Raw genomic sequence first — 18,730 nt, forward strand, 5'->3', positions numbered from 1 at the left:
GTGCCAAACCGCAAGCCGAGGGCTGTGAGAAACATCTTCGAGAGTCAAATGGCATTGACGCCGCAGGCTGCCCAGTGTCCCGCATCCTTGTGTCGCAAGCGGGTCAATCCTTGCTGTCGTCGGACACTTTGAAGGACGGCGGTGCTTCATGGCCGAGAGCACGAGGTTGGCCACGGGAGTCCGCACACGTTTGAGGATGAGGCCCTGCACCAGGATGAAGCGCCTAACTTGTTGTCTGCTTCAGGTCTGGGCGCTATCGCTGGGCATACAGAAACTGATTCGCCGTCGCGTCATGTCCAGTAGCTTTGATGCGAATGGATAGGTTGGAGACATGCTGAATGAAGAAGACCTATTAGACGATCTCGCTAGCCCAGATGACCGGACGTTGCGTGCTGAGGAACTGGCAGATCTCATCGATGTCGAGCCAACGCCCGCCAGAGTTACATTCTCGACGCAGGATTTGAGTATTGACGGGCTTGTGAAGCGACTCGATAGGAAGTCGATGCTCGTGCCCCAGTTCGGTGGTCAGGAAGAACTTGTACAGGTCCCCGGCTTCCAGCGCGGTTTTGTTTGGTCCAAGGTGCAGATGGACCGATTTATTGAGTCGTTGCTGCTGGGGTACCCGGTTCCCGGGATTTTCCTGGTGAAGCAGGCCGACGACAACCGAATGCTTATCCTTGACGGACAGCAGCGCCTAATTACTCTTCAGCGGTTTTATAACGGAATTCATGAAGGGAAGGAATTCGCTCTCACGTACGTGGGAGATGAATTTAGAAATCTGACGTACCGTGCCTTGGACGATAGTCTGCAGTTCAAGCTCGACGATTCCTACATGCAAGCCACGATCGTTGCGGCTGATGGATCGCCGGAAGTAGATGACTCTATCTTTCAGATTTTTGAAAGACTAAATTCTGGAGGCACGCAGCTTACGTCTCATGAGATCCGGGTTGCTCTATACGCTGGTCCGCTCATGGCTTCCATAGAAGCCTTGAACAGCGGATCTGCATGGCGGACTTTGTTTGGAGCCCGGTCAAAGCGAATCCGCGACCACGAGCTGGTTATGCGCATCTTGGCGCTCTACACGGGGAGTGAGTACTACGCCCGCCCGCTCAAGAGCTTCCTCAATACCTTTGCCCAGCGACACAGGGATGTTGATTTCGCTAGCGACAGTCGAGGCTCACTCTTTGACAGTGCGTGTCAGGCCCTCAGTGGACAGGTCGGGCCCAGCGCGTTCCGTCGTCCAGGAGGAAGCCAAGTGAATGCCGCGCAGGCAGAAGCAATAACAGTCGCGACCATGGAGGCTCTAGCAGCGGGGAAACTACCTCATGACCTCGAAGGCCGAATTGGACGACTGCTCCGAGACGATGAATTCCTCAAACACACTGGTCGTGCCACTGCGGACAAGGATGCCGTAGACACAAGGCTCGAGCGGGCAAGGACAGCCCTCACCTGATGGTCAGTCAACATGCATCTCATAGGGCAACTATCCGGCAGCGGCTCCTAGACCTAAAGGAAGTTGAAGCGTGTTTGCGCAACCAGGATGTTGACGTGCCGGACGAACTGGTCCGGGCACTGGCCCGTTATCTCACGGTTCGCGCAGTGGGCTATGTGGAGGCGGTTCGCGATGACCTTGCGGACCTATTTGCTGCCTCTGCCGGGAATTCCCGGCTCCATCGACGAGTTACGCAGCATCTACGGATGGGACTAGGGGCCACCCCAGATCAATTACTTACATTTGTCGGATCCTTCGATCCGGCATGGAGGCAGTCCTTAGAAGCTCTACTCGACGAGAACGATCAAAATCTTCGCAGTCAACTCGGTGCCATGGTCGCTGCTCGAAAAAAGATTGCGCATGGCGACGGTGAGCAGGTGACAACGGGGCGTGCGCTCATGTGGGCTGACACAGCGCAAAGGATAGGAAAACATCTTGGGTCGTTGTTCGACCCACAACCTTAGGTCCGAAATCGTGAGTCGCCCTCAACGTCCCTTAGGGGAGCCCTGATGGACCACGAAACCCGACAGTGGGAGCCCTGAGGTAGCTGACCCTGCGCCGCCACAAACGCAAGGGCATGCACCTTCCGGGGCTCAGTGGCTGGCCGCTGAAGCACCTCAGCAGCCGCCAGGCCAGCAAGCTATGCGCGCCCAGCCGCCCCGGCAAGGCTCGCCTGAAAGGAGATAATCGGACGATGAACGACGACGCTATGGAATTGAAACGGGTCAAGTTCTATGGCGCCGCTGACCTCGCAACCTATTGGCAAGTTGAACGCATGGCGGAAGTTACCGCACGGTTCGAGGCTGAAGCTGCTCCGACGACCGTTATTGACGCGATTGAGCTGCACAACGTTCAGTTGTACATCGAGTCCGGGATTCTGCCGGCCTCGTACAGCGAAGCGGAGCGTACCGCTGCCGTTGCTCTGGCCGCTCAGCTCCGTGCAGCAGTCGCCAAGTTCTTTTTCACGATCAATCACACGAACGTAGCGGCACAGCTGAAAGGGATCTCCTATGATTACCATCCCGATCTCCTCGAGCTTCTCGGACGAAACAAGGCCTTCGAGCGCTGCGACGCCGAAGTCATGCTCGCGGCACTCACCGCTGCAGGGATCAGCCTGGCCGAATTGCTCGGCTGCAAGAAGCTCGTGATTGCCTACGACAAACAAGTTCGTGAAGCGTTAATCGCCGACGTGCGCAACGCAGAGCACCTCATTCGGAAGTGCCTACAGAAGGACGTGTCGTCGGAAACCAACCTTCCCAGGAGCCTCACCCCCTCCGACACGAGTCAGTTGCTCGCCAACTACCTAAATGATGCCGACGCGAATCTCAACTTCGTTCGATTAATCGCAACCGCCCCCGTCGACGCCAAAATAGGGATCGACGCGAAACTCAAACTCAAGGCGAAGCGCCGTAGCGAACGGATGGTGGAGGACCTCTTTCGGGAGAATTCCGGGACCAAGACTGGTGCCAAAGTGGGCATCTCCGATTCCCAGGACGAACCGGCTATAGCGGAACGAGTCGGTATGGTGGCAACGTTTGCCTACAGCAGGAGCTGGCTGGACCAGACACTCGATAACGCCAGCATCCTCAACAACTTCCAGCACCTGTTCGACTTTGCCGACGATCGCGCCCTGCTGACGCTGCCGTCGTACCCCGCCGAACTGGGCGTGTTCGAGCGGTTGACAACTACGGGACACAGGGACTATCAGACGGGCGCCGTTTTCCGTACAAAGGACAGCAGCTCGCTGCTGCAGACACGTCTGTATCAGGACTATCTGTCCTCCAAAGACATCAATTTGGAGGCCGTGATCGCGTGGTTCTTCGAGGCGTACCTGGTCGAGGAATTCGGCGCGCCCAATTTCACTTTCTCGCCTTCAGCCCGCGCATCGTCTTATCTCGAGAAGGCACGCCATCTCTTCGCCGAGATGGAGGGCCTCGTCAACCAGTTCAGGCTCTACGTCCAAGACGGCGAACTCGACAGGGAACTTCTCGCGATCACATCCGATCCCGTAGCCTACGGCGGGATCCCAAGCCTTCTGGATGGGAAGTACGTCTATGCGACTGACCACCACGAGGAGATCCGCGGTGTGCTCCACATACTTTTCTCTGACCAGTCTCGCTTGACTTACATCAACGACGCGCTCCGTGGCTCGAGCGCTGCTGGACTCCTCGTTCAGAATGAAGTCTCGTATACGGACTTCCACGAGCACCAGCGGCCCCCCGTCGACCAGCTGATCAAACTGGGCGTGCTGGAAGACACGGGCACGCGCGTGCAGATCGCGAACACAGAACAGTTCTTGGTTCTGCAGTCGCTCTTTACAAAGCAGGCAGCGGCATATCACCATCTCTCGCCCGCCGGCCGCGCGCAGGTCGATGCCCTTGAGGCCCGGGGATGGGTGACGCGCAGGAGATCACTCTTGACCAAAGCGGAAGCCAGCTACTTCAACTACTTCCTCAACAAGACCGAGTTCAGCAATGGGCCAGAGCTGCGCAACAAATATCTCCACGGGTCGCAAGCGATATCCAAAAGCGAAGGCGAACACTTTCGGACCTACATCACGGCACTGAGACTTATCTTCGCGCTGGTAATCAAGATGAACGACGACTTCTGTCTATCGAAGGTAAAGGACAACGTCACACCATCGCCCGGCCAAAGGCGCTAGATCACTGAGCGTGTGGGAAACCGATCCGCTATCGGTTAGGTAGGTTAAAGCCCAGTGCCTATGCGGCAGGCAGGAGCGATGCCGCCCCTCGAGATCAGACCCTCCCAGCGGCAGCAACTAGAGTGCCGCGGCCTTGCGGTTCCAGTCCGGCCGAAGCCCGGTAGCCCTCCACTGCCATCGACTGGGAGCATAATTCGAGGCAACGAACCCGTAAGCGGAATAGCAGGTACACCAGGAACAGCATTGGAAGCCTCGTTAACTGGACAACTGCCGCCGCTTCGGGCCGAAGGGAAGCGTGTCCGGGCGATCAGTGGTCGCGGGGCGCACTAATGTTTAGGCATGACTGCTGAGGAAACGCAAGAACTAGGGCGTCAAGGGGTAGCGATAATTAAACGCTGGCTAGAAGCTACCAGTTCCTCGCGGGCTTCGATGCCCTGCCACAGGAGGTGGGGGACACTCTCGCAGTGCGGGTTCTCCAACGCGGCGATCATGAGTGCGGTTGCCCCCTCAGAACGATACCCAAAGTAGAAAACCTGTGAGTACTCTTAGATCCCCTACTTCGTGGAGGTCGCTATGATCAGCTCATCAGTCGGAAAAGGCGGTGTCAATCGTCCAGACGACGTCAAGGAAGTGCAACGTGTACTAAGCGATCTGGAGATCGCGGCAGGTGCCGTTCCATTGAATGTCGATGGGTTGGTCGGTATCGCGACCCAGGGCGCCATTTCGAGATTTCAGGAGCAGAATCCCGACCTCCCGCGCGATGGGAAGATCGACCCGGGAGGACCAACTTTCACACGGCTCGATGAAGTCTGCAGCAATCTCTATGCAACGATCGCGCAGGTGCAGGGCTTCCCGATTCTGGTTGCGCAGGCGCCTCCCGGGACGCCGCTCGAAGTGATTTCTCTTTTAGATGACATTCGCAGCGACTATTCCGCCCTTGCTCCGGCCGAGCAAGTTGACGACGCCAGCAACTTTGAAGACCCGGTTCCAAACCTGATCGCTCAATCTGATCGAGTCCGCTCTGCGCTCCTTGGGGCGGCGGCGCCAGCGGTTCCATTGATGATCGTTCTGATCTTCATATTGGCGTTGCTCAGCGCCATTACCTCCAATCCGATCTGGCAGCGAGCAGCTAAGGAGACGGTGAAAGGACTCAAGGATCGCATGCGACTTTTGTCGCAGAAGATCCGTGATGCCGTCCAGGCTATCGTCGACACCATCGAGGGTGTTATTGGCGGCACGCAATGTGCAGAGGTCTGCGCGAACGAGGTCAATAAGGTTAAGGATTTGCAGCGGCAAATCAACGAGCTGTTGGACAGGATGCCTGCCAACGACAACGACCCAGTCGCTATGAAACAGCTGCAGTTCCAACTTGCTCGACTTTATGAACAAATCATAACGGCCCAGGCGGACGTCGTTGATTGCCTTGCGCGAAACGGCTGCTAATAGGTGTCGATTTGTATCTCATGAACAAGCCCTGGCTCGCCGGAGATCTGCAGCGATGGGGGTCGCGAGTCACAGCATGACGACGTCCGCGTGGACGAGGCGACGGGTGGCTACCAGTGCCGGCGCCGGGTTCTGGTTGCGGTCGTCGGCCGGGTGAGACTCGTACTCCCGCACTACAAGTCGTCGCCGCTGTCCCTGTGCTTCGGGTACCGGCACTGTTGCCGCGTAGGTAGCCGTCGTCCCGGCGGCGGGTTGCGCGATGAGGACCGTCTCACCGCCGATTCCAGACCAGCCCAGCAGGGGGTCGGCGAAGGTGTCGGGCTGGGCCTCCACCACCGCCACGACTTCGTTGCCACCGGGGCGAAGTGTCCCGGTGGCGTCCATCGCCGCCGTTGGCGCGGGACCTGTGAGGGACACCTGGAGTTGGCCGTCGCCGTGCGTGCAGGTGAGCGACCGATCCGGCAGAGTCTGTACGAACGCCGTGCTCACCATCGGCGATAGCTCGCACCGCGGGAGCGACGCCGGCTGGTACCGGGCGAGGCCGAGCCGGACGAATGGGAAGTACGCGTCGCCGGTCTCGAAGCGCAGATCGACGTACCACGCCTGGCGCCCAGTGTCCCAGATCGGCGCGAAGCACGCGATGTCACGATGCGGCCCGCCGCCCGCGAGGGGAGTATTCTCACGGACGGGTTTGGCGCCTAGGAACGAGTGCGCCGTTAGTGGTCGTGGAAGAGCGGAACCGTGGGCCGGGTCGCCGGTGATCAGTGTGATCTCGCGCGACAGCTCCGACGACTCGGTGACGGGACCCCCGCGGTCGCACACGACGGCGAGCAGCTCGCCGGCACCGGATGAGAACCAAGGCCGCCCCAGCCACACCCGCAGCCCGAGGCCGGCGCGGTGACTGGTCGTCGTGCCGTCCTGCCTCCGCTGGTCGTATGAGAGCAGGGGCAGTACCTGCAGCACCGTGGGCTTGGCCGGCGGTGCGCAGCTCAGGATATCAATTGTCACCGTCGGTCCGGCGGAGTTGCCCTCCTCAGCCGGCATGAGGGGGTCGAAGTACTCTCGGAAGCGGGTAGCGGCGACCGGAGTGTAGTCGACACGGCGGTAGCGAGTGTCACCGAACTCGTGCGACCGCAGCTGTTCGATCTGGGCGGCGGCGGCCTCGAGCCGACGCCGCTCCGGTGTTATCAATCCGGGGGCCCCGGCATCCTGCAGAAGCCGTGCCCGCACGCTCTCCGACGTCTCGGCTTTCCCGCCCCGCGTGCGGAAAGTAACCCCCTTGCCGTCGAGTGGCTCGATCAGCGGCGCGATCTCCGGCTGCCACGGCGTGCCGGACGGCTCCGGAACCGGGACTGAGAAGACCTGACGGCCTACATCGTGGATCATGTTATCGACCGCATTGTAGTGCTGCGCCGGGTCATCGACGGTGTCCGCCCACCTGGCCCGCAGGTCCACTTGTGCCGTGGATGGCAGGTCAGCGAATAGCCGCCCGTAGAGGTGCAGCGTCGTCTCACCGTTGTTCCGGGCCAGCACCCGAGCTCCGGCGAAGCCCGCAACGTCGTCAGTGTCGAGTTCGAGTTCCGGGGCGTAGCGCGGCTTCTGACTGGCGTGTACCAACATGAGGTCGCGCCACGGCGTGGTCATCCAATGTGCGCTCCGCACAACGGCGTCGACGACCGCGTCGAACTGATCGCCCGACAGTTCCTGGCGACACCAGTCAACGATGCCCAGCTGCTCAAGGTCGCCCTCGAACAGCGACGACAGCCGCAGCGTCGCGGTTCGACCGCGGGCCACGCGGACCGTGAGCACTCCGCGGTCAGCATCGAAGTCGGCTCCGGGCTGGCCGTCCTCCAGTGAGAGCCGAAGAGGCCGCTTCGCGTACCAGGCTCCGCCGCCCGGGTACCGCAGCTCCATGACCTGCTCGGGCTCGGCCGGGTTGAACTGGAGCCGCACCATGGCCCCGACTCCTAGGGGATCAGGCAGGTAGGGAAGATCGATACTGTCGGCGTCGAGGCAGACGTATCCCTGCTCCTCGGGCGGTGGCGGGTTGCCGGCGGCTTTCCCCCCCGGCCCGATTTCGGGCTGGTGAGTTCCCGTCGCCACGAACCGTGCGCCGGGAAGCGTCCGGACGGTTCCGTTCTCGCGGGTCGCCACGACATACCACTCCTGAGCGGCTGCGGCTGCGGCATCCGGACCCAGGCCCTTGACGGCACCGAACGCGTCGTCGAGCAGTCCGTGAGCCTCGATCAGGGCCAGTGGCGCCTTGGCCGCGAGCAGGTGGCGCTGCGCCGTGTCGTGGTAGCGCAGGCTCTCCTCGCCCGCGGCCTGGCTCGCCTCAGCGTAGTCGGACACGGACATGCCCGGGGTGCTCCGGATCACGAGGCGTTCGACTCCCTCACCGGGACCGAACAGCCAGCGTGAGACCAGTTCCGGAGGCGGGACCGGCTCGAAGCGCCGATAGATCAACGGCTTGGCGGGCGTGGCGACCGTGTACCGCGGGTCGCCGTTGCCCTCGAACACCATGACGAGGTGGTCTGCGGCTTCCACGGTGTGCCCCTGTCCCGCAAGGTCGACGGTGCGCACACGGGCACGGTAGCCGGCCCCGAACCTGAGGCGGGGCAGCGTTGCCGGCGCCACCTCCGCGGCAATGTCCAACTGCAGGCTCGTCAGATCCGCCGCGGCATCGCCGCCGAGCGGCTCTTGGGGGATCGCCTGGCCGGGGCGGGGTCCGGCCAGGCTCCAGCCGTCCCACGTGGTGAGTGCCTCGTGGGTGTAGAGGGGCCGATCTGGATCGGCAGGCGAGTCCGGCCGGTCGACCTCCGAGCTCAGCGAGAGCTCTACCTGCCCCTCGTCCTCGACTTCGAGGGGCCGGTCGGGGTTGCGCAGAGCGCGATACCCGATCCGCCGTCGGTGCAACGATCGCCAGGTTCCCTCGACGAGGATGTCGAGGCGGTAGCCACGGACCAGATCCTCCGCGGCGAGATCTGCTGGGTTCTCCGGATCTGCTTCCAGACTGTCATCGGCGGCCCGAGCGGCGTAGAAGTCCTCGTGGAGGTCCTCGGCGTGGTTGGTGTGGATCAGCGCGATCCCCCCGGTGCGGGCGGTGGGAACTCCCTCCCGTGCGGGCTCTTCGACGGGACGCTGTTCACGGTCGTCCTGCCGCTGCAGGGTCGCGGCGAGGTTGAGGGCCTTGAGGGCAAGACCGTCCACGTCGACGGCGACCGCGGAATAGCGGGCCGGGTCCAGATGGAGGAAGCCGTGAACGAAGTCCGCCCGGCCCGAACGCTCGACAGCGGAAAACACACTCTGGCCGGCGACGCTGGTCCGTCGGCACCACGTGGCGGGGGTGGCGTCGACGTTCCAGACATCGGCCGCAGGGTCGTCGCTTCGAGCGGGGAAGGCCGACGTGCGCCGCACCTGAAGTCGCAGCGGGACCGGCGGATCGGCCTCCGCAGTGACGGGGACGAAGTCCGGCCGGATCTCGAGGTCGATGACGAGTCCGAGCGCACCCATCAGGGCAGGGTGGTCACCGAGCACCGACAGCAGGTGATGGAAGTCATGAGCCTGGGCGAGCTCGTCGCGTACCTGCCCCTGGCTGCCCGGGAACTCCTTGGGATGCTCGGTCGCGGGGCGTGCGTGGAATCCGGCGAGGCTGGTGAAGGCATCGGGCGGCGTGCCGCCTCCGCCGAACGGCCGGATCAGCGGCTGGACGACGGTGTTATGGGCAGCCCGGAGCGCCCTGGCCTCGGCGGTGGCACCCTCGAGCACGGCACGCAGCCGGCCGGAGAATTCGTCCGAGTCCGCGACCCTCGCGTAGATGCCCTGGGAAAGAACTTGGCGCAGATCGCCGAAGTGGTCCGCGAGCGTGAACCTTAGCTCGTCGCCGGGACCCGCGGGTGGCGGTCCGATCGGGGCGGCATTGCGGTTGGTGACGGGCAGGTCATCGCGGGCCCGGAATGCCAGGTGGGCCCATCGGTTGCGCAGGTGGCCGAGCACCTTGGCAACGGGGTAGCTGATCAGCGGGCGGTCGGCGAGGTCGTCGAAGTAGAAAGGACGAACCACGGTGTCGGAGGGGAATAGCGATGTCCATCGCGTACTCTCAGCATTGATCCCGATACTGAGCGGCGCCTCGGTCTCCCCATCAGGCCGGACGATGCGAAGCTCCAGGTCGGCGAGAGCCTGTGGCCAGTCGGCGAAGTCAGGAAAGTCGGCGAGGGTGACCTGGCCGTCCGGGCGAAGCCGCGGAGCGATGAACACCGACGCGGCCAGCTGGCCGTCCGCCGTCAACCCGCCCGGCAGGAGGATCCACTGAACGATCTGCCGGCGAATCATGATGCGAACGCCTGCAGATAGCGAGCCCACTCGACAGGGGTCACGGACTGGGCGAAGCTCGGGTCGCCATCCGAACCTGCGAACCGCCGCTCGACCGACAGCGTGACTGAGGTGCTGAAGAAGGCGACTTTGACGCTCACCGTGAGGCTGGCCTGGCCCCAGATCTCACTGCCGACCGGTTTCTTCCGGTAGGTGAACGCGAGGTAGAACTCAAGCGAGACGGAGATCAGCCCGAGGACGCTCAGGTAGCCCCCGCAGCGGAGATACCCGGTGAGTTCGACCGACGAGCCCTTCATCCCGAAGTAGACCCCCGCCATGATGTACACGCCACCCGAGGCAACTCCAAGGTTGATGCTGATGTTTCCCCCGAACTCCAGGGAAGCTTCAACGGACTCGAGCCCGTTAGCGCTGACACCGACGGCGAAGAAGCCTCCACCACCGAACAGGCTGACGGTCAATAGGAACGGCTTGTGCCGCTCGCACAGTGCGAAACGGATTCCTGCGGGTCGATCCGTCCAAGGGATGGAGAGCGCTGCCCCGACGGCGATGTTCTGGATGCTGAAAATACCCACACCGACGTTGGGCACAGCCAACGTGTAGCCGGCGACGACACCTTGACCATCGACTGTCACGTACGGCGGGTCGTCAAAGCCGTCGGCGGGCAGGATCGACTGCAACGTGTTGACGAAGGCCAAGGGACCGAGGAACCCGATCTCCACCTTGCTCGCGCCGAACTCCACCTTGCAGCCCGCTTCCGCACGGAAACTAAGTTCAGCGATCCCTGCCGACAACGCCCCGGCGAAGGTGAGCCGAACATTGCGTAGCCGACCCCGGACCACGGCGCTCGATGGCCCACCCTTGACGGCCCGCATCATGGAATCCAAGAGAAGGTCTGCTTGGTCCAGGTCGAGGGTGAGGAACGGGAGGACTGCCTGGCTGCGAAGCGGGGGTTTCCAGATGAACCGTGTCTCGACGACATCGGGGGCTTCAGCCCCTGCCGGTTCGCGGCGCGTCGTCAGCCGCGGCGGGTTGACGACGAAGGCTCGGTCGTCGAGCTGCTCCGGGGTTGGCTGGTTGCCTGCGGCCGCCGCGGCGAAGGGCATGACGTCGGGAAGAAGAGAGAGCAGCGGGATAGTACCCAGGATCTTCGTCGTCGCGAAGGCTGAGAGATCCGCTGTGCCCTGCTCAAGTTTGTCGGGGGATGCGACCGGACCGAGGGTGCGCGACAGCGCCGTCACTGCGGCGTCCGGGCGTGCCAGCCCTCCCCCGCGTTGGCTGGGGAGGGCCAGCTGCTGCGCCGAGGCGAACTCGACGAACGTCTGCGCCCGGTTATTGTCGGCGGAGAATCCGTGCCGAAGGTACTTCTCCTCGAGGACGAAGTCGGCGGGAGTTGCGTGGCCGACCAGGTCGGCGACCGCGGGGCTGAGGGCGTTGAGGGCGGCGACCCGGGGCAGCCATCGGGGAATGTAGGAGGGCGGGGCGCCGGCGGGGTTCATGACGTGCGCGGGCTGGGGGTTGGCGATCCCCGGCGGCTGCTCGATGTCGTACGTCAAGTTCCTGGCGTTCAATGCCGTGGATCCGGGCCGATCGCCGGCCTCTGCTACCGCGAGGGTCTGGCCGTCGAGTGGGATGACGTGCGCGTTTTGGATCGCGGCGGGCGGATGGTCGAAGACGGCTCTGATGGTGCGGTGGTCTGCAAGCGCCTCGTAGGGCACGAACATGAGGGGCAGCGAGAACTGGACTCCGGCTCCGCTGACATCGGTACCTGTGGCCTCGAACCTCAACTCGGTCCCGTCCGGTTTAAGCAACCACGATGGCACACCTTCCGGTGGCTGCAGAACGCGGGCGGTGGTGGTCGTCAACAGGATGGAACGCAGCGGGAACTCCCGGCCCTCGTGGGCGAAGGCACGGCTTAGAGGCGCATAGTCGAGCCTGGGCTGTTGGACGATTACATCAGTCGTGGTGATGAGGTAGCCCATGCCTGTGAAGAGTGGAACCTCGGGCGGACTGGCCACGACCTTGAGGTTTGCCGGCATCCGCTGGACACTCGTGACGACGACCGCTTGGTGGCCGGTCCCGCAGAGCCAGCCCACACTGACGGTACGCACGAACGTATCGCGGCCCAGGCCGGCAACGTGCTGGTATTGTCGAAGGCCCAATGGGTCGAAGCCCGCCGGTTGGTGCTCCGGTGGAACCAACGGGAAGTCCCAGCGGCCCTCGAAATCCACGTTGGCGCCCAGAGCCGTCAACTCCAGCCGGCGGGCCGACAATGGCTCTGGCGTGTACTCACCGACGCCGTCGGCGGCCGGTATCGGCAGATGGAAGTTGCTGGTGAGTTGGACGGTTTGCCGACGGTTCTCGGGAGTCGGCAACGTCGGGAACGCTGAAGGGCCCCGGAACACGCCGAGTGCGCGGAGATCACGGGCCGGGTGCGGGACGCCCTGAGCCTGTTCATTTGTCGGGCTGAGAACCGCGCTCCACAGCTGTTCATAGGGGCTGTCCGTAGCGGCGGTGTCCGTACGCCACCGGCTGGTCATGTCCGGGGACAGCACCAGCCGCCACGGGAACTCGATCGAGGTCTCAAGGTCGCCCGGAAGCTCCGGCGCAGGGATACCGGGGGTCGGGGCGGTGACGCGCGGCAGCGCCGTGGGTGCCAGCACCGGCTCCCACGCGCGCCAGTCGAGCAGCGCCTTAATGGTCAGAGGCAGGTCCCCGGCCGGCAGTCGGAAGACGAGCCGGCTCTCCCCGGCGAGGGCCGTGGGAATCGGCGCGACGGGGGGAGCGGCGGCGAATGTCGCTTCCGCGAGAGCCTGCGGTGGAAAGTGCACGACGATCAGCGCGTCCGCTCCCGGGTCGGTGCGGACCAGCCGGGCATCGTCCTCGGAAACCTCGAGGTTGACCAACTCCAAGGTCAGGCTGAGCATGTCGGAGGGACGGAGCAGGCTGATGGTGCCGGCCATTGTGGTCTCTTTTCTCGAGAGGGTCTGAGCTCACAGTGTGTTCAGAACGGCCGCGAACGCGGCGTGCACAAGCGGCGTCGCCACCTGAGTGAGTCGGATGTGCGCTTCGTCGTCGCCGATTGGCAGCAGAGCGCGGATGACGTCGGTGAGGTCCCGGTCAGCCAATCCTTCGAGGGATCCATGCACCTCCTTGCCGCCCATCCCGGAGGTGAACATCAGTCCCTGGAAGGTCACTTCGCTGTGATTGCCGACGCGCTGGAAGTAGGACTCCCTCTGTGGTAGCAGTCACAGGGCCGGATGGTCGGAGCACTCGAGGGGCGGATGCCTCGCCTTTATCCCTTCGAAGTGGACGGGATTGAAGCAGGTACACCTTGAACCAGCCATAACCACTAATGCCCACGGGCACCCCCAGATCTGACACGAGTCAGAAGAGCTGGAACAGATCTAGCCACGACTGTCCGCCGTCCACCGAGAGATGTCAAGACATCGAGGTGGCTTTCCAAAAACCTCCGCGGAGGACGACACGTTGCCTCATTGGAAAAGCTCCGCCTGAGTGGGGGTGTAGGGGCCTCGGTTGCTGTGTGATTGTTTTTGATGGGACTGACCATGGGTGAGCGCAAGGCAGTGACAAATCATCGGGCGTTGCGGGTTGGCGGACTGGGCGGTGAAGGGTCAGATCCTCACCTAGTTGGTGGACCCAACCGGCTGGCACCGGGACTACCTGCGGTCCGGCCCGCGCCGATCGCTTCAGCCGCCCAAGACCCATGCGATGCGTCCGGAACGGAAACCGGTTTATCCAGCGGGCCTCTAGCCTTCCCTGGTGTTGCGGTGGGCCGGTACTTAGTGGCCCAGCGGGCAAGCTGCGGGCGGCTACCGGCCCACCTGATTGGGCAACCGTAGATAAGACAGGAGACAAGCTTTCCTACTGCTCCCAGGAACCCGATCTGGCCCCTTCCTAGCCCTGGAGTTGTCATAGATTCCGCTATCAGCGTGCAGTCGGCGCGTGGAAAGTAAACACAGGAGGCCGTGTCCCAGACTGGCTTGAGTTGAGTGGCTTCCACGGTGACCTGCCCTGTGCAGCGGCGCTGCGGGGTTCAGGTTGTTGCTCCCTGAGGGGGTCACAACCGGTGTTGTCCTGCCAGGCGACGGGGGCGAGGATCTAGAGCCGGGTTGTGAGTCAAGGCAGGGCTTGGTTCGGTAGGTCAGGCTGCCAGGACTAGTGATGGGGCTGCGGACGCCGCGTGGTTCGGCGTCAGGATGGTGATCCGATAGTCGTGCTGGGGCGGGTCGACGTGCACCGGCAGGTGGTGCGACTTTGCGCACGCGTGAAGCTCTCCCATGGCGTCGGGTTCAATATGTGCACGGGTCACATCGAGTTCCAGCGCCAGTCCGGAGACGAGCGAGCTGGCGCGCTGGACCACGTCATACAGGCCATGGACGCTCTGAACAGTCACGTGGCCTTGGACCCTGACGTGGGCCTTGGCGCCGTCGATGTCCACGCGGACCAGCGCGCTTATACGGGAAGAGCCCATTGACACAACTGGGGAATTAGTCCATCTTCTTGAAAGGACGGCTTATTCTAATGAGCCGCTCCTCTCTTGAGCATTATTTTGGTGCGATAACACCCCCTTTAGGGGCATCTTCCCGGTGACGACAACAACTATTCAGGCTTTGCCCCGCACCGTGTTCCGCTTGGAGGCCGAGGAGCAAAGGGACCTGCGCACCCCGTCGGGGACACCACAAGCGTCGGGCCGGATCAGGCGACGTGGCCGATCCGGATCGAGGAATGGTAACGATTCGAGGGCGAGCGGCCCCACACGTGGCCAGATGTCCCAGTATTGTCAGGAACCGATCCGGGAGCATCGGCTGATCTACGGGGACGACTTCTACCTCTGACTTCTCTAGCTAAATTTAGAAGGGTGAACGATGAGTACACAAGCAGATGCTCTGATGTTGTTAGACGCTGCAGCGCAGGAGAGCCCTTCCATTCCGTGGAAGCTGGATTGGCACAGCACAATATCCCGAATACGTACACTCATCATGCAGCCGGAACTGATTCGACAGTGTGGCCTTAATGTATGCGGTCCAGCTGTATTCTTCCGCATCTGGTTCGCGCGTGACCCCTTGGGATCGGCTACCTTCGCGTACCGGCTGCTGAAGTCTGGGGGTGCCGATCTGGGTCCAAGGAGTATCGTGCCCGGAGCAGCTCTGCTGGCCCAGGACTATGCCACCCTGCGTGCCACTTTTGGATCTAACCTGACGCCCGAAGCCGCCGACTGGATGCTAATGAGCGCGCTCCGAGACTCAGAGAACTTGTTCATCGACTACATTGGTGAACCAGGAACCCTTCGGGACATGGCAGCGGGTATAACTGTGCCAGCGACACTCATCGATTGGCTCCAGGCGACAAACGTTTACTCAAGCGTGGAGGTCAATCCAACGGGATCAAAGGATGTTTTACGCGCTCTTACACCTACAGCTAATGTTGATGTGGCTTTGTTGGTCAATTCGGGATTCGATGACCTCTTCCCGACGCCCAACGGAGAGCCGCTTGGCGTCAATTTGTTGGCCTACCCCAACCACTATGTTCAATTGTTGGAGCCGGTCACCGTGGACTCACCTCCGGGGTGGATCAAATTAAGTGAGTGGAGCTGGGGGCGAAGTTACACAGGCATGTGGGCCAGTGAGGCCAAGTTTCTGTCAGAATTCTACGGCGCAGTCTCCGCATACGTATGATCCCTGGTTCTTCCTTGGGAACCTCTTGCACCCCAACCGCTTCCTTCCGGATGGGCCGCTCTGGTGTCTCGACCCAATTTCATGTTTAGTTGCCGCGGATGGCTGGTGATCGCTCGGTCCCGAGGCGTCAGCCGCCGGGTCAATCCTCGTTACATGGCATGCGCAAACACGCTCGCGGCTCCGGGACGGGTCCAAAGGCCAGGGCTTGGCCTTGAACACACAAAATGCCTCCCGGTGTGCGAGTCGCCGGATGCCTCCAGCAGGGCCGAGGTCAGCAGCGCCCCATGTCGCCGGATCTCACCATATGCTCGCTCGCCGTGACGCGTTGGCACGGCTGACGGGGTTACCAGCCCCCGGGCTGGGCAAAAGTCCTGCTCTGGCCGAGGTGCTGCGTGGCCCGGCCTGCCTCCACGTCTGTTGGGGTATCTTGTCGGTGGAGATCAGCCGTACCCCGGAATCGGTTATCCCGCGTGCCGTCGGCTGGAGGTACTTCTACTCCCGTCCTGGTAAAGTACCGACAACCGATCTTCCGTCAGCCCAAGGCTGACATAACGTCCGCTATCGGCGTCGGGTCAGGCCAGATCGACGCGACCTCGGTACCTCGGTTTCACGTAGGCAACGGGATAGTGCTTGCCGCTTAGCCGAATTACATCTGCCACACGTCGCGGTTGGATGATGCGATAGCGACCGCACCGGCGCCCAACGCGCTGATGACATCTTGCTTGTCGCATACCAAACCTCCCGCGATCAGTGGCAGGTCGGTGTCCTCGCGCACCCACGAGATAACGCGCGGCATGCAGCCAGGCAGTAGTTCGATGGCGTCTGCGCCAGAGATGGCGACTTGCTTGGGCACATTGTTATAGCTAAATGAATCTACGAGGAAGAGCCGATGGATGGCGAGGAGCCCTACCCCTTTCGCGTGCTTGATCATCATGGATTTCGAGCTGAGCACGCCATCGGCTTCCGTGTGCTGCGTCAAGAAATCGATGACGACAGGCTTGGTCGAGAATCCGTCGACCAAGTCGACGTCGACGAAAACGATGCGCCCGTCATCCTTCAAAGTCTTTACGATGTCCGTGATGGTCAGCACGGAGCCGAAAAGCACGAACACCACAGGGCAGTGCGTCCGCATCACTGCCCGCAACCCGTCCTCGTCTTTGATGCTTGCGATCACCGGATGCAGCAGCAGAATTTTCTCGATCGGGTGGACTTTCTTGTCCAGCGTACTTTTGCCCGCGCGCGCAGTGGTCACCGATGGCCTCTTTCCGAGTTATTGAGTGATTATAGCGTGAGCGCACCGCAGGCAGGAGCCGCGGGAGAACGCGCCGGCCGCCTCCATGAAAGGGTTCTCCGTCGACCCTGCCCCCAACCTCCCCCGCTGCGCGGCTACAAAGGTTACCTATCGGTCCAATGCGGATCGCTAGACGGGTCTTGTGACGCGTGCTACAGTTGCCGCAAACTTCATACACATTTCGCATCATGCGGAATGGTCGCTAGAGACTAGAGAACAGCGACCTCCTATTCCTTGGGAGGTTGCTGTTCTTTTTTTGTCTCATCTCCCAGTTGAGGTCGTTATTGCCCGACCTCCCTATGAAAAGGAACCCAACTCCTTGTCTCCCACCCTTACTGACCAGATCACACGCGAAGAGATCGTCGCTGCCTACACTGAGATGCTTGGCTCTGACCGGGTCATCACCGATGAACAGGTGCTGAAAGAGAACAGCGTCGACCGCTACTACAAGGTCGAAAACATCTTCGGCGTCTACTCGCTCCCGCTGCCGGCAGCGGTCCTGAAGCCGGCGAGCACTGAGGACGTCGCGAAGATCCTCTCGTTCGCGAATGAGCACCTGGTTAACGTCGTTCCGAAGACCGGCGGTAGCGCTACCGAGGGCGGTCTTGAGACCGTCATTGAGAACTCGATCGTGGTCGACGGCTCCACGATGAACCGGATCATCGATATCAACACTGAAGACATGCTCGCGACCGTGCAGTGCGGCGTCGGCCTGGAGCAGCTCGAAAACGAGCTGCGGGAGATCGGATATACCACCGGGCACTCGCCGCAGTCCAAGCCGCTGGCCCAGTTCGGCGGACTCGTCGCGACCCGCTCGATCGGGCAGTTCTCGACCCTCTACGGGGGCATCGAAGACATGGTCGTGGGCGTCGAGACCGTGTTTCCCAACGGGGAGATTTGCCGCATCAAGAACGTCCCCCGCCGCGCCGCCGGACCCGACATCCGTCACCTCGTTATCGGCAATGAAGGCGCTCTGAATTACATCACCGAGGTGACCGTCAAGATCTTCCGGTACTACCCAGAGAACAACAAGTTCTACGGATACCTGCTCAGCGACATCAAGACCGGCCTTCAGATTCTTCGAGAGGTTGTTACGCAGGGGTACCGCCCGTCGGTCGCGCGTCTGTACGACAAAGAAGATGGCCTGTACCACTTCAAGCACTTCTCCGACGGCCGGTGCGTGCTGATTTTTGTCGCCGAAGGCCCCGAGCGCATCGCCCAGGCGACCGGCACAGCGATCGAAGAGATCGTCGCCTCGTTCGACGGCGCTGAACGGGTGGATGGAGCCCTGATCGAGGACTGGTTCAACCATCTCAACTGGGACGTATCCAAGCTCGAGGAAGAGCGCATCGAGATTCGGGAGACGCTCGTCAACGGGTTCACGACCGAGATCTCGGGCAACTGGAGTGTCATCGGCGACATCTACGAAAACGCGCTCACCCGCATTCGTGCGGAGATTCCCGCGCAGTTCACGATGCTGGGTGGGCACTCCAGCCACAGCTACCTCAACGGCACGAATATGTACTTTGTGTACTACTACAAGGTCGACGTTGACCCCACCGAAGAGCGAACAACCTACCACGACCCGATCCAGAACATCATCGTCGAAGAGACGTTGAAGCTCGGCGGCTCGATGTGTCACCACCACGGCGTCGGCAAGCACCGCACTCACTTCCTCGCGGAGGAGTACGGTTCATCGCTTTACATGCTCGAGACGCTCAAGTCGGCATTCGACCCCAAGGGAATCATGAACCGCGGGACAATTTTCCCACTCCAGAAGTAGCGAGACCCCACGGGTACGGCGCCGGGACCCC

The 18,730-nt window shown here is 62.0% G+C and carries 10 protein-coding genes; 5 read left to right on the forward strand and 5 right to left on the reverse strand.

The window, feature by feature from the left end; genetic code table 11:
• The first annotated feature begins 331 nt into the window (after positions 1 to 331).
• The 3 genes from ACVWYS_RS01125 (at position 332) to ACVWYS_RS01135 (ending at position 5,597) form a co-directional block, all read left to right on the forward strand.
• On the forward strand, positions 332 to 1,453 hold the full coding sequence (locus ACVWYS_RS01125; RefSeq protein ID WP_456508143.1) for a DUF262 domain-containing protein: 1,122 nt from the start codon (positions 332 to 334) through the stop codon (positions 1,451 to 1,453).
• Positions 1,454 to 2,186: 733 nt separating this feature from the next.
• A complete protein-coding gene (locus ACVWYS_RS01130; protein WP_456508144.1) occupies positions 2,187 to 4,154 on the forward strand; it encodes a hypothetical protein in 1,968 nt (655 codons plus the stop codon).
• Positions 4,155 to 4,727: 573 nt separating this feature from the next.
• Entirely contained in the window at positions 4,728 to 5,597 is an 870-nt protein-coding gene (locus ACVWYS_RS01135) for a peptidoglycan-binding domain-containing protein (RefSeq protein ID WP_456508145.1), read from the forward strand.
• Positions 5,598 to 5,666: 69 nt separating this feature from the next.
• Here the strand turns inward: ACVWYS_RS01135 and ACVWYS_RS01140 are convergent, their stop codons facing one another.
• The 4 genes from ACVWYS_RS01140 to ACVWYS_RS01155 form a co-directional block, all read right to left on the reverse strand.
• Positions 5,667 to 9,929, reverse strand: a complete 4,263-nt coding sequence (locus tag ACVWYS_RS01140; protein WP_456509206.1) for a hypothetical protein — start codon at positions 9,927 to 9,929, stop codon at positions 5,667 to 5,669.
• Positions 9,926 to 12,889 carry a hypothetical protein gene (locus tag ACVWYS_RS01145; protein WP_456509207.1) on the reverse strand — a complete coding sequence of 988 codons (2,964 nt, stop codon included), beginning with the start codon at positions 12,887 to 12,889 and terminating at the stop codon, positions 9,926 to 9,928. Before ACVWYS_RS01145 ends, ACVWYS_RS01140 begins: the two co-directional genes overlap by 4 nt.
• A 30-nt stretch (positions 12,890 to 12,919) precedes the next feature.
• Positions 12,920 to 13,123, reverse strand: a complete 204-nt coding sequence (locus tag ACVWYS_RS01150) for a hypothetical protein (RefSeq protein WP_456508149.1) — start codon at positions 13,121 to 13,123, stop codon at positions 12,920 to 12,922.
• A gap of 968 nt (positions 13,124 to 14,091) precedes the next feature.
• A complete protein-coding gene (locus tag ACVWYS_RS01155) occupies positions 14,092 to 14,421 on the reverse strand; it encodes a hypothetical protein (protein ID WP_456508150.1) in 330 nt (109 codons plus the stop codon).
• A gap of 394 nt (positions 14,422 to 14,815) precedes the next feature.
• Here ACVWYS_RS01155 and ACVWYS_RS01160 point away from each other — a divergent pair, with 394 nt between their 5' ends.
• Complete coding sequence (locus ACVWYS_RS01160; RefSeq protein ID WP_456508151.1) at positions 14,816 to 15,625, forward strand: hypothetical protein; 810 nt, start codon at positions 14,816 to 14,818, stop codon at positions 15,623 to 15,625.
• 646 nt (positions 15,626 to 16,271) lie between these two features.
• Here ACVWYS_RS01160 and ACVWYS_RS01165 read toward each other — a convergent pair.
• On the reverse strand, positions 16,272 to 16,877 hold the full coding sequence (locus tag ACVWYS_RS01165) for a glycerol-3-phosphate responsive antiterminator (RefSeq protein ID WP_456508152.1): 606 nt from the start codon (positions 16,875 to 16,877) through the stop codon (positions 16,272 to 16,274).
• Between the two features lie 358 nt (positions 16,878 to 17,235).
• Between ACVWYS_RS01165 and ACVWYS_RS01170 the strand changes: the two genes are divergently transcribed.
• Entirely contained in the window at positions 17,236 to 18,699 is a 1,464-nt protein-coding gene (locus ACVWYS_RS01170; protein WP_456509208.1) for an FAD-binding oxidoreductase, read from the forward strand.
• Positions 18,700 to 18,730 lie beyond the last annotated feature (31 nt).

The sequence above is a fragment of the Arthrobacter sp. TE12231 genome, assembly GCF_054062895.1.

What these genes read in the sequence shown, in the direction of transcription:
- ACVWYS_RS01125 (WP_456508143.1), top strand. Translation starts at nt 332, where the DNA reads ATGCTGAATGAAGAAGACCTATTAGACGATCTCGCTAGCCCAGATGAC.
- ACVWYS_RS01130 (WP_456508144.1), top strand. Translation starts at nt 2,187, where the DNA reads ATGAACGACGACGCTATGGAATTGAAACGGGTCAAGTTCTATGGCGCC.
- ACVWYS_RS01135 (WP_456508145.1), top strand. Translation starts at nt 4,728, where the DNA reads ATGATCAGCTCATCAGTCGGAAAAGGCGGTGTCAATCGTCCAGACGAC.
- ACVWYS_RS01140 (WP_456509206.1), bottom strand. Translation starts at nt 9,929, where the DNA reads ATGATTCGCCGGCAGATCGTTCAGTGGATCCTCCTGCCGGGCGGGTTG.
- ACVWYS_RS01145 (WP_456509207.1), bottom strand. Translation starts at nt 12,889, where the DNA reads ATGGCCGGCACCATCAGCCTGCTCCGTCCCTCCGACATGCTCAGCCTG.
- ACVWYS_RS01155 (WP_456508150.1), bottom strand. Translation starts at nt 14,421, where the DNA reads ATGGGCTCTTCCCGTATAAGCGCGCTGGTCCGCGTGGACATCGACGGC.
- ACVWYS_RS01160 (WP_456508151.1), top strand. Translation starts at nt 14,816, where the DNA reads ATGAGTACACAAGCAGATGCTCTGATGTTGTTAGACGCTGCAGCGCAG.